The 13,137-nt window shown below is 55.6% G+C and carries 7 protein-coding genes; 4 read left to right on the forward strand and 3 right to left on the reverse strand.

What is annotated here, in order from left to right; all coding sequences use genetic code 11:
* Nucleotides 1-11 precede the first annotated feature (11 nt).
* Nucleotides 12-1,211, reverse strand: coding sequence for a hypothetical protein (locus tag AC5DDB_RS27425; RefSeq protein WP_491742963.1), 1,200 nt, complete (start codon nt 1,209-1,211; stop codon nt 12-14).
* Between the two features lie 183 nt (nt 1,212-1,394).
* On the opposite strand from AC5DDB_RS27425, the gene AC5DDB_RS27430 reads away from it, so the two are divergent.
* From AC5DDB_RS27430 to AC5DDB_RS27440, 3 genes are all read left to right on the forward strand, one after another.
* Nucleotides 1,395-3,746, forward strand: coding sequence for a PSD1 and planctomycete cytochrome C domain-containing protein (locus AC5DDB_RS27430; protein ID WP_491742964.1), 2,352 nt, complete (start codon nt 1,395-1,397; stop codon nt 3,744-3,746).
* Between the two features lie 42 nt (nt 3,747-3,788).
* A complete protein-coding gene (locus AC5DDB_RS27435; RefSeq protein WP_491742965.1) occupies nt 3,789-5,177 on the forward strand; it encodes a DUF1501 domain-containing protein in 1,389 nt (462 codons plus the stop codon).
* 256 nt (nt 5,178-5,433) lie between these two features.
* Nucleotides 5,434-8,994 (forward strand): hypothetical protein, encoded by a 3,561-nt coding sequence (locus AC5DDB_RS27440; protein ID WP_491742966.1) that lies wholly within the window; start codon nt 5,434-5,436, stop codon nt 8,992-8,994.
* Nucleotides 8,995-9,076: 82 nt separating this feature from the next.
* On the opposite strand, the gene AC5DDB_RS27445 is transcribed toward AC5DDB_RS27440, so the two are convergent.
* Nucleotides 9,077-10,171: an ABC transporter ATP-binding protein gene (locus AC5DDB_RS27445; protein ID WP_491742967.1), complete on the reverse strand. Its 1,095-nt coding sequence runs from the start codon at nt 10,169-10,171 to the stop codon at nt 9,077-9,079.
* Nucleotides 10,172-10,301: 130 nt separating this feature from the next.
* On the opposite strand from AC5DDB_RS27445, the gene AC5DDB_RS27450 reads away from it, so the two are divergent.
* Nucleotides 10,302-11,912 (forward strand): NAD(P)/FAD-dependent oxidoreductase, encoded by a 1,611-nt coding sequence (locus AC5DDB_RS27450; RefSeq protein ID WP_491742968.1) that lies wholly within the window; start codon nt 10,302-10,304, stop codon nt 11,910-11,912.
* A 314-nt stretch (nt 11,913-12,226) separates the two neighbouring features.
* On the opposite strand, the gene AC5DDB_RS27455 is transcribed toward AC5DDB_RS27450, so the two are convergent.
* On the reverse strand, nt 12,227-13,030 hold the full coding sequence (locus AC5DDB_RS27455; protein ID WP_491742969.1) for a hypothetical protein: 804 nt from the start codon (nt 13,028-13,030) through the stop codon (nt 12,227-12,229).
* Nucleotides 13,031-13,137: the final 107 nt, after the last annotated feature.

Here is a 13,137-nt window from a genome sequence, read left to right on the forward strand (position 1 = left end):
TCGATGTTTCGCTAAGGTTTCGGGGTCAGCGTAACGGTGACTCCCTGATATTCGAATGCGACGCCAAGCGGTTCGAACAGCTCCTTTAAGAATGCGTTCGCATTTTCGTTGGTGACATTGATCGCGATACGTTGGTTGAAATCGATCCCGGCGTTCGTCATGTCGGTGGCGTCGTATTCGAACACGACACCGCTTTCTTCGAGCTTCTTCATGATGGCGATGGCGGGCACGTTCTCCACATTGAGCAGAAAGCGACGGCGTTTGAGTGGTATCGCTGGCCCGATGTTTGGGTTGGGTTCTGGATCGTCAACTTCCGGTTTCAGTAGAGCCGTAAGTCGGGCATGCACTGCCGCCGTTCCGGTCACTAGCACGCGACCCGTTTGGCCATCCGCTTCGGCTTGCAACCCGGGGATCTGCTGTTGCCAATCTGTCGCGGCGGTCTCCGCACGTTTTCGGCGGTCGCGGATGGCCAGATATTTTGGGTCACGCGGAAGATAAAGTTTTTCTGTTGTCACCACCTGCGGCGCGTCGACTAACCGCACGGTTCGTCCGTTTTGACTCCACTCAAAAGTAAGATCGAACGGCATCAACAATAGCGACAACGCTTCAGCGGCCGATGCTTCAGGAATCGTATTTCCGGGCCATAAGTCGTGTGGGATTTGCTCGGGGTTTTCGATCTCCAAGCCGAACCGTTCCGCAGCGGCCACAACGATTTGTCGTGGTTCGTCCAAGTCGTTCCAATGCAGCGTCAATCGGCGATTGGTCAACGCCGACCGTTGTAGTCGAGAGATACCGACTTCGTTTGAAGTAATCTCACGGGTGCGTTGCTCCACCAGACCCGGTAAATTGCCAACCGCATTCAACGGGCCGATCACGATGGAATTCCCGATGACGACGGCATCGGCTCCGATCGTGGTCGCAATGGATTTCAAGGCGGATTGGAAGGGCTGATTCTGCAAATTGATGGCCGGCGTTGCAGTCGGATCGATTCGCCGGTCCAGCAAGATGGCCACATTGTACGCCGTCGACAAACTCGTCAGCACGCTCCGCAGCGAATCGAACTTGTTCGCCACGCTGATCGGTTGTTGCAGGGCCCTTTCGAAATCCGCACCGGTCCGGCGACGTGGCATGGGGCGATCGAGCACCACTTCCGCCGGTTCCACCCAGAGAAAACTCGCTGTCACGATCAGATATGGAAGAAGCATCGCCATCACCACTTTCGAATTTCCTAGACTCTCTCGATTGTAACGGGTTTCGGTGTTCGACTCCCATCACTCGCAAGAATCCCAAGAAGTCTGCATTCGAATCTTGCGATGGGCGGGCGTTTCCATCAGAATTTGTTGATGGAATATGGCAGCCCTGTAACACGAACTGACTGTGCGAGACGTTTCTCGATGACCCACCAATTTTGGATTGCGTTGATCAGCTGTGGTTTGCTGATCCCGATGACCGGTGCGCACGCGGACCAACCGGATGCGGGGACCGCGTCGGCGGAAGATATCGAGTTTTTCGAAAAGACGATTCGACCGTTGTTGGTCGAGCATTGTTATGAATGTCACTCGAAAGACGCCGATCCGGTGTTCGCCGGGTTGAAATTGGACACCGCGCACGATGTGTTCAAAGGCGGTGACGGTGGCCAAGTCGTCACGCCGGGAAAACCGGAGGAAAGTTCGCTGATCGAGGTGCTACAGTACGCTCCCGATTCGGACATTCAGATGCCGCCAGAGGGAAAACTTCCCGAGCCAGCAATCGCTGCCTTCACGGAATGGGTGCGTCGCGGCGTACCGTTCCCGAAGGATACAACCGCCGCTCGCCCGGCTAACGAGGAAATCGATTTCGCCGCCGCCATGCAGTTCTGGTCTTTTCAACCAGTGAAGACACACACGTTGCCAACAGTCGGGCAAACCGATTGGCCGAAACAACGCATCGATCATTTCATCCTCGCGGCTATGGAACGGGAAGGGTTGGAACCATCTCCCATGACGGATCGTGCGACACTGCTGCGGCGGTTGAGTTTCGATCTCGTCGGTCTTCCGCCCACCCCAGCGGAAGTGGAAGACTTCGTGAACGACCCCGACCCTGCCGCTTATGAGAAACAGGTTAATCGGTTGCTCGATAGTCCGCATTTTGGCGAGCGTTGGGGCCGGATGTGGTTAGACATGGCTCGCTACACCGACCGCACGGCGAGTTGGCTGGATTCGACCGGCGATGCGTATCGGTATCGCGATTGGGTCGTGCAGGCGATGAACGACGACCTGCCGTACGATGAGTTCGTCCATCGGCAACTCGCGACCGATCTCATGCCGACGACCGGGCCGGAAGATATGCCCGCACTCGGCTTTCTGGGTTTGAGTCCGAATTATTGGAAGGAACTCCAACTTCCGGCGGAGATCATTAAGGTCATTGTGGCGGACGAGTGGGAAGAACGCGTAGACGCCGTCTCTCGGACGTTCCTCGGTCTCACGGTGGCGTGTGCCCGGTGTCATGATCACAAATTCGATCCGATCACCACCAAAGATTATTACGCGCTGGCGGGAGTGTTCGCGAGTTGTCGATTCGGCGAACGACCGCTCATTCCCGAGGAACTTTTCGCTCCCGTACGCGATGCACGCAAGCAAGTCAAAACGCTGGAAACCGAATTGGCAAAGCTCAAGAAACAGAAGCCAGAGCCAACGGAAAAAATCGCGGAGCTGACTCAGAAGATTGCCGACCTCAAGGCCACGCCGCACTTCGACACACCAACCACTCCCGGCGTGGTCGAGGAATCATTGTATGTCGAACGGAAGGGCGAGCGGGCCGACAGTGGTTCGAAACTCACCTACCAACCGCAACCACGCGACTTGCACGTTTTCATCCGAGGCAATCCGAATCGGCTTGGTGAACTGGTGCCACGACGGTTTCTAACGGTGTTATCTTCGGAAACCTCGCAGCCGTTCCAGACAGGCAGCGGACGATTAGATTTGGCAAAGGCCATCACGACTGATGCTGAGTCACTGGCGGCTCGAGTGATCGTCAATCGCATTTGGCATCAGCACTTTGGCAACGGACTTGTCGCCACGCCGAGCAACTTCGGGCAGTCCGGCGAACGTCCGTCGCACCCGGAATTGTTGGACGATCTCACGTCTCGGTTCATTGAGAACGGTTGGTCCTTGAAATGGTTGCACCGCGAGATTGTGTTGTCGGCGACCTATCGACAATCCAGCCGAGCGGACCGTCCGCAAGATGAACTCGACCCGGGCAACCGTTGGCTGTCTCGTATGAATCGGCGACGACTCGAAGTGGAAGCCTGGCGGGATGCGATGTTCGCGGTCGGTGGGGATTTGAATTTGACGATCGGCGGTCCCTCCCTCGACTTGACCGATGCGAACAACAATCGCCGGACAATTTACACCACGATTCACCGTCGGGATATGTCGACGACGTTGCTCATGCACGACTTCCCCGACCCGACCGCACACAGTCCGCGTCGGCAAACCACCACCACACCGCTGCAAGGACTCTACACGTTGAACGGTCCGTTGCTGATCGGACGAGCCAAAACGCTCGCGACCCGCTTGGCCACCGAACAGCCCGATGATTTCAGCGACCGCATCCGTCTGGCTTACCGTTTGTTGTTCGCCCGAGAGCCCTCGGCTCGCGAACTCGAAATCGGTTTGGCGTTCGTGGCCGACACTCCCGACGAAACCGCCTGGACGCAGTATGCTCACGTGCTGCTGGCGTCGAATGAATTTTTGTTCGTGAACTGATCGCTCGTTTGAAGTCACTCAGCGAAAATCGAAAGTTGACCGATGAATCCGTTTTCCACGCAGCCTTTGACCCGTCGTGGTATGCTCGCCCGATCGAGCAGCATTCCTGGCATGATCGGGGCGACCGCGTTTTTGTCGCAACAGAGTTTGGCGGAGGCCGCTACATCGAACGCGATCGGCTGCCACTTTCCGCCGCGTGCGAAACGAGTGATCCACTTGTTCATGAACGGTGGACCGTTTGGTGGGGACTTGTTCGATCCAAAACCGGACCTCAAGAAGTACGCGGGTGAACGTCCTCCGGGTGCGGACCTTGCGACCGAACGCCCAACGGGTGGGTTGCTGCCGTCGCCGTTCAAGTTCCGCAACTGCGGAGAGAGCGGCGTGCCGGTCAGCGAGTTGTTGCCGAAGCTGAGCGAACACATCGACGACATCTGCGTACTGCGATCGATGCACGCCGACAATCCCAATCACGGCCCGGCTCTTCTGCAAATGAACAACGGCACCATTCTGCCGACACGCCCGAGCATGGGGGCATGGTTTCTCTATGGACTGGGTACCGAAAACCAAAACCTGCCCGGTTATGTGGTGCTGTGTCCCGGTCGGCCGGTGCGGTTTTCGATTTTGTGGAACAGTGCGTTTCTGCCGTCGGCTCATCAAGGGACGTACATCAATCATTCGAAAATCAACCCGACCGCAATGATTCCTAACCTCGCGAACCCACAATGGAATCACGGAACGCAACGACGCCAACTCGATTTGCTGAAACAGCTCGATCAGGAAGTCCAACGACAACAAGGAGAGGATTCCGCATTCGATGCCCGCGTGCAATCCATGGAAACTGCGTTCCGGATGCAAACTCAGGCGACAGATGCATTCGATATCAACCGCGAAACTAAGTCGACTCGTGACCAGTACGGCGAAGGTCATTTCGCGAACGGTTGTTTGTTGGCTCGGCGGCTGGTTGAACGCGGCGTGCGGTTCGTGCAGGTGTACTACGGCAACGGTCAGCCGTGGGACACGCATTCCGGTCACGACGACAAAGTGCCGAATTTGTGCAAATCGATTGACCAACCCATTGCCGCCCTGCTCGGCGATCTGAAACAACGCGGGTTGCTTGACGATACACTCGTGATTTGGGGCGGCGAATTTGGTCGCACGCCGACTTCGGAAAATGGAAACGGTCGCGATCATAATCATCATGGCTTCGCCATGTGGCTGGCCGGCGGTGGTGTGCGTGGCGGAATGACATACGGCGAGACGGACGAATTCGGCTTCAAAGCCGTCGAAAACAAAATGCATGTCCACGATCTCCACGCGACCGTTTTGCACCTGCTTGGTTTGGACCATGAGAAACTGACGTATCGACACGCCGGTCGTGATTTCCGTTTGACTGATGTTCACGGCCGCGTCGTGCGAGAGATTTTTGCCTAAGGGGCGTCCTTCCGACAAGCTGATTCCCTGGCGACCAAGTTGGCTCTTGCTGGACCATCAGGCTTTCGTAATTCGGCCTGTACTGGATACGCGAAACCTCTATTTTACCTAGTCGTCAAATCACGACTTGGGTTCCAGTTGCTACTGGCACTACGTTTGCTTTGCCCCAGTGACACCAAAATGTGACTTCAGATCACACCGGGCAACCTCTGGCCTGATCGAGCCAGATTTCAACACTGGGACTAGGGCAACTTCTATGTGGAAACAACGACTTCAACGCAAGAATCATCGCCGCGTTAAACAAGCCAGCTATACAGGTTTCGCCGACGTGGCAGAGTTTCTGGAAGATCGCACACTACTTTCGGCTTCGCCGGTTGCAATCCAGGACGAAGCAAGTGTTGCTAATACCGTTGTTGCTGATACGGCAAGTGCTGGAACCCTGACTGCCGATACTGCTGCGACGGCCGTTGCCGACACGACAGCGAATGAACTGTTGACGCTCAACTTGGAGCCACTCGATTTGGATTTGCTCGGTTTGCGAGTCCAGTCGAGTGCCATCACTGTGACCGTTTCGGCGGAATCGGGTGATGGGCGACTAGTTGGGAACTTACTCAATCAGGTCTCGTCGATCGTCAATTTGCAGGAAGTCAACGATGCTTTGAACAACGTGCTTGGCACCGTCGTCGAACTTGTGAACAGTGTCGACTTGGAAGTCGAAGGCGTTGGTGTTGGTGTGTTCACGACCGGAGAAACTGGGACCACGCCGGTTCTGGAATTGATGGTTGCTCCAGTGCAACTCGACGTTCTCGGAGCGATCGTTCACACCAGCCCGATCAGTCTGACGATTACCGCGAATGCAGGGGAAGGACTGGTGCTGGGGAATGCGGTTACGGCTTTGTCGGACTTGTTCAATCCTCCGATTCCCGATGAACTCGATTTGGCTTTCATCAATGAGCGACTCACGGAACTGCTTGACGATCTGAATGCTCAGATTCCCGACATCGGTTCAGCCGACACACCCGATCCGGTTCTTGAAGACGGCGAAATTCTCAGCCTGACCGTTCCCGCCATCGATCTCAATTTGCTGGGTTTGAATCTTGAAACAGAGTCGATCACCGTTAATGCAACAGCCGCGACCGGGGATGGTTTGCTACTGGGCAACATCTTGACGAGCGTCTTGAATACGCTCGATGCCACGCCGGACGAACTGAGTGAACTCAGCGGGAACTTGAACGACGTTCTGGCAAAAGTGGTGGGCGTGCTCAATGCGTCGACATTGACCTTACCATCCAATGCCCTGGATTCCCTCACGGAACCGTTGCAAACGTTGGCCCTGCCAGAGTTGATCACTCCTCAAGCCGGCAGCTCCACGACGATCCTCGATCTCGTGATTGCCTCGCAGGATTCGACACCTCCGGTCATGGTGGATATTCTTGGATTGGAAATCACCACCACAGATATTGATGCCCGGCTGACCGCCGAAACCGGAGATGGGCAGGTTCTGGGGAACTTGCTCTACAACGTCGCGAATTTGCTCAATCCAAGTGGTCCGGCCAGTCTGATTTTCCTCGTGACCGATCTGGCATCGGGAAGCGAAACGATTACCGAGCCGCTTGATGGGACGACATCCTCATCGACGAACACCGCAACAACGCCGCTGTTGAATCTGCAACTTCCGCCGCTAGACGTCAATTTGCTTGGTGTTACTGTTGCGACCAGTCCGATTACGGTCACAGCGTCGGCCCAACAGGGTGATGGCAATCTGCTCGGAAATGCTTTGACGGGACTTTCCACGCTCATCAATACGGAGAACGTCAACAACGCAGTTAACAACATTCTGCGGACGGTCGTCACGATTGTGAACTCGACGAACCTCAATGTGGATGGCATCACCGACGGAGCGTTCGACACCGCCAACACTGAAACGACCCCTGTGCTGGAAGTGATGGTCGCACCGATCCAACTCGACTTGCTCGGGGTGCTCGTCGAAACCAGCCCGATTACTTTGACGGTCTCGGCCCAAGCCGGGCAAGGCTTGATATTAGGGAACGTGTTGACGGCTGTGTCCGATGTGTTCAACCCACCGCTGCCCGATGAACTCGATTTAGATTTCATCAATATGCGACTTGATGAACTCCTGACCGACCTGACGGCTCAACTTCCCGGCATTGATCCGGCGACTGTGCCACCGACGATGTTCAACGAAGACCGGGTTGTCAGTTTGACCGTACCGGCGATCGATCTCGACTTGTTAGGTTTGATCCTGCAAACGTCGCCGATTACGGTCAACGCCGATGCTGTGAGTGGCGACGGGGCTTTGCTCGGCAATGTTTTGACGGGCGTGTTGAACACCCTGGATGCAACACCAGAACAACTCAGCGAACTCAGTGGCAACCTCAACGGGGTTCTGGCACAAGTAGTCGGCGTGTTGAATGCGTCGAGTATCACCTTGCCAACCGGAGCGATCGATTCGATCTTGTCCGGAGTTTTTGAAACGCTCTCGTTGCCGAACTTGATCGCCGCAGAACCGGGGGCCACCGTTTCGGTCTTGGATCTCTTGATCATGACTGAAGACGACACGCCGCCTGTGTTCGTCGATCTGTTGGGACTAGAAATCACCACGAGTGATATTGACGCTGAACTCCTGGCGGAGACCGGCGAAGGACAGATTCTGGGGAACCTCGTCTACAATGTTTCTAACTTGTTAAATGGAAACAGCCCGGCTGGGTTGTTGTTCCTGGTCAGTCAACTTTCGAGTTTGACGAGCAACGCAACAAGTTTGCCACTGTCTGGCTTAGTTGAATCGCTGATTGAACCGAACGCCATCAACGGAAGTTTCACGGAAGTCATCAGTGGTAACTTTGATGGGAACGGACGCGGAGCAGATGACTTGTTGTTCTGGAATCCCGAGACAGGGGCAAACCGGATTTTGTTCGGCGACGGTCGTGTTGTGACGGATCTGATCGACCCGACCGCGGTTAACGGTAACGATTTCTCCAGCGTCACGCTGGGCAATTTCGACGGAACCGCCGGAGACGATTTGTTCTTCTGGTCGTCAACGACCGGACGCAACCGGATTGTTCGTTTCACGGTCGATGCAGAGACCAATCTGTCTTCAAGTTTTGAAACCAATGTTGTTGCTCCGGCCGCGATTAACGGCGATGATTTCGTGGAAGTGGTCTCTGGGAACCTGAATGGTTTGGGGACCGACGATCTCTTCTTCTGGAATCCGGAAACCGGACGGAATCGCTTGGCGAATCTGAGCTTCTCGACGGCCAACGCGGTCACGAGTGTGGCTTCACTGCAAACCGATTTTATTCCGACTGCTGCCATCAATGGCAATGATTTCACCGACGTCCTCGTTGGGCAATTTGAAGGTCGCGGGTTGGATCAACTGCTCTTTGTGAATTCCGAGAGTGGTCAGAATCGGTTGATCAATTTGCAGAGCGTGACTGAAACTGGTCTCGCTGCGGTGGGCGATGTGCTCACCGGGTTTGTCGCCTCCACGGCTATCAATGGTGGACTTGCAGCCAATCTGACGGTAAGTGATTTCAATGCCGATGGCATCGACGATTTGTTTGCCTGGGACGCAGCCAGTGGGGCGAATCGACTGCTCCGAGGCGACGCGACCGATGGATTCTCGGTTCTAGATTCCATCATCGATCCGACCCAGATCAATGGGTCCGGTTTTGGAGCCGTCACGCCGCTGTTCCGCAGCCCCGACTTGGCGTTTGCCGATTCGTTGTTCTTCTGGGACCCGCAAACCGGTAGCAACCGGCTCGCATTCACGAACGATATCGCTGGCATTTTCCGCTAAACCGCAGATAGTCCGTCCGCTCACCCTCGGCTCGCTTGGAGTCGAGGGTGTTTTCGTTGACCGTAACCCAGTAACACCAGCCTCAAGGTGTCATCGCACGGCCAGCTGGATCAAACCATATCACATGGTCGGGCGAAAACTCGAATTTCGAGGGGGCATCAATCGCGATTTTCGTCGAAGAAGTCTTGGCGATCAGAGGTTGGTTCTCGATAAGCAAATGAACCAAACTTTCGCTGCCAAGCGGTTGAACTTCTTCGATCACACCAGCCAGCGGAATGGAATCGGCCGCGGGTTTGGAGTTGACGGCATGGAGATGTTCTGGACGAATGCCGAGCGTCAACGGGGTTTCCCGAGATCCTACTTGGTTCACGATTGACTCAGGAACAGGAACTGTGTGCGAACCGAAGCGGAAGACGGCTGCCTCGTGTGCGGTTGTTAATTTTCCCTCGACGAGATTCATCGGCGGGGAACCGAGGAAACTCGCCACGAAACGGTTGACCGGATGGTTGTAGAGTTCCAACGGCGGCCCGACTTGTTGCACGACACCGTCTTTCATCACTACGATCCGATCGCCCAGCGTCATCGCTTCGACTTGGTCATGCGTGACGTAGATCATGGTCGTTTGCAACCGGCGATGAAGAGCCGCCAATTCCCGTCGCATTTCACCACGGAGACTCGCATCGAGATTCGATAGCGGTTCGTCGAACAGAAATACCGCCGGCTGTCGCATGATTGCCCTGCCCACGGCTACCCGTTGTCGTTGCCCGCCAGAAATCTGCCCCGGCTTGCGATCGAGCAGATTTTCGATTTGCAGCAGCCCTGCGACGTGTTCGGTCCGCGAATGTATCTCGGCTTTCGGCACTTTCTGAAGTTTCAAACCGAAAGCCAAGTTCTGACGGACGCTCATATGGGGATAGAGCGCGTAGTTCTGAAAGACCATCGCGATGTTGCGGTCTTTGGGAGCGACGTCATTCACCACGCGATCGCCGATGTGAATCTTCCCGGCGGAGGGTGATTCCAGTCCGGCGATCATTCGCAAAAGCGTCGATTTCCCACAACCGCTGGGTCCGACAAGCACTAAAAACTCGCCGTCAGCAATTTCCAGCGAAACATCGTTGACGGCAGGCCTCTGGCCCGTAAAAGTTTTGGAGAGATTTTGGAGTGTGACCGAAGCCATGATTCTTGAAATCTTGATCTAAGCCGAGAGCCCAGGGCAGAGAGCGGAGAGCTGAACAAATTGTGTGGCCGGTTTTGAATCATCCGGCTCTCGGCTCTTCACTCTTGGCCCTCTGCGAAAAAGCAATTCCATGCCGTTGAAAGTGACGAATTTGCGGTTGCCTGTCGAGGCGACTGAATCCACGTTGACCGATCATATCGCCGACCGGCTCGGAATGCCGGTGTCGGACTTGGGACGCTGGACGATTCTGCGGAAAAGTCTCGATGCCCGATCGCGGCACGATTTGGAGTTTGTGTACTCGACCGTCGTGGAATTGGCCGATAGCTCGATTTCTCCGGACCGATTTGAACACGTTGAAGGCGTTACCCCCTACAAAGCGGTGCCGTTCGACGATCCCGACCCGGGACCGGAAGGCATGCAGGACCGCCCAGTGATTGTCGGCACGGGACCAGCCGGTCTACTGGCGGGGTTTTACTTGGCGAAGCGGGGGTATCGCCCGTTGTTGCTCGAGCGTGGCGAACCGGTGAAAGAGCGAGTGCCGGCGATTCGGCGGTTCGATCGCGGCGGTGAATTCGAGAACGAGAACAATTACCTGTTCGGTGAAGGCGGTGCGGGGTGTTTCAGTGATGGCAAACTCACCTGTCGCATCACCGGGCCTGATGTCGATTGGGTACTCGAACGTTTTGTGGAGTGTGGCGGTCGGGAGTCGTTGGTTTATGAGAATCGTCCGCACCTTGGCAGCAACAAACTCCCGATGATCTGCCGCAACTTCCGCCGAAAGATCGAAGCACTCGGTGGCGAATACCGTTTTGGTTGCCGGATGGAATCGCTACTGATCGAAGACGGTCGCGTGGTCGGCGTGGGGACATCATCAGGCGAAATTCGCACGAATCACGTGATCCTCGCCATTGGTCACAGTGCCCGCGACACGTACGAAATGTTACACCGCGTCGGCGTACCGATGGAACGCAAACCCTTCCAACTCGGCTTGCGGATCGAGCATCCCCAGGAAAACGTGAATCGTCATAAGTACGGACGCGACGAATATCAGGAAATTCTCGGTGCGGCTGACTACACGCTCGTCGCCAAGGGGCAACGGGACTTGTACACGTTCTGTATGTGTGCGGGCGGGATTGTCATTCCCAGCGTCAGTGAACCGTACATGTTCTGCACCAACGGGATGAGTAATAGCCGTCACGATACGACGTACGCGAACAGCGGTTTGGTCGTGACATTGGAGCCCAGCGATTTCGGTAGCAAACATCCGCTTGCAGGCGTCGAGGTCCAACGCAAATTTGAGGCGATTGCTTACGAAATCGGACGGAAAGACTACTTGTGCCCGATTCAGTCGGCTCAGGATTTTCTGGCTGGGAAGAGTCCGTCCGCGAAGTTCAGCCCAACATCGTCTTACGAACGCGGACTGGTCCCCGCGAACTTGAACGAGGTGCTACCGGAAGTCATCTCGACTGCCATTCGCAAAGGCTTACCGGTAATGGATCGCAAATGGCGAGGCGATTTTCTCCGTGATGCGAACCTCGTGGGACCGGAAATGCGGGGCAGTTCGCCGGTGCGGATTGACCGCGATCGCCAAACCCGCGAGTGTCCGGGAATTGTCGGGTTGTACCCGATTGGCGAAGGAGCGGGTTACGCGGGTGGCATTGTCACCGCCGCCGTCGATGGTCTCCGCACCGCCCGCGAAGTGGTTGCCCGCTACCAACCGTTGGAAACCGCCAACAATTAGCCCAAGAGTGGTATGCCTCGGCTCGATGAGCCGCGTTTTTTGCAACACCAGAATCGTTCCTAGGAAATTGCATTTGTCAGAGATGGCGGGTGGCACTGCAGGAAATCGGTTCGATTTAGCGTCGTGGGTGGGATGCCCACGGTTTTACGTGGGCATGATTGGACATTCCAACATCGCTGGCCCATGCCCACCCCAAACGGTGGGCATGCCACCCAAGTATTAACCGCATTACATGTTACGTAAGATTGCCTTTAATACATGCAATTTCCTAGTTCCGCATGACTCACGGGTTTGTTTCACACGGAAATTCGCGTCTACAGGCCGAGGCGTTTTGCTCGGTCTTGAAGATCGATGACCGCGTCGATGAACGGGCCACGGAGCGACTCGGGGAGTTCAGCCATTTCCTCAAGTCGATGATCTGTCATCGCGGAGACCATGCGTTCGAGCGCTTTGGTCATGCGTTTGAGCATCTGATCGCTCGCGATGTTCTCCTGCGAGTTCTTCGAGCTGGAATCGTCATCCGACTCAGCGGGAGAACCGGCGTCCTTGCGGTACGGAGCATAAGCGGCATCGAGTTGATCAGAGTCTTGATCTCGCTCAGAAACTGTTCCGCCAGAACCGTTTGCGTCGAATCCTTCGGGGCCTTGGATCGGCCGCGACTCTTCGACCATCTTGCTCGCAGCAGGATCACCAGCGAATGAATCGAGTGGCGGTTCTTGCGTGAGATCTTCCCCTCGCAACGCCCGTCGCCAGGCTTTCATTTCCGCGACGGTCGCGTCGTTTTCAACCGCCCATTGGAGACACTCAGGGGCATCGTCCCAGTTCAGCGAAACGTAAAAGTGCGACCACTTCAACTGCGAGTATTTGTCGTAAACATCGCCAAACGTCTCCCAGACGCGACGACGTTGGTAGATTTGATCACTACTCAAGCCTACCATTTGCCCGAAATCGGCATCCGTACGGCCACGAGCGTAACGCTGCGTCCAGGATGCGGCACACTCCCCCAAAACCCAGTTACATTGGCTGACCGCCATCTGGGCACGGGAAATCAACTCTTCCTCGGACGCTTCCGATGTCTCCAAAACCGGTGTGGAAACTGCAACCGAACCTTCCGACATATTTTTCTTCTCGCTGCAAAGGTCTTCCAAAAATCGGGAACCCCCAATCCTAAGGGGTTCAAGGACGCGATTCTACCCCATCTTGTGGCCTCTCTCGTGTTTGAGAT

The sequence above is a fragment of the Thalassoroseus sp. genome (assembly GCF_984380535.1).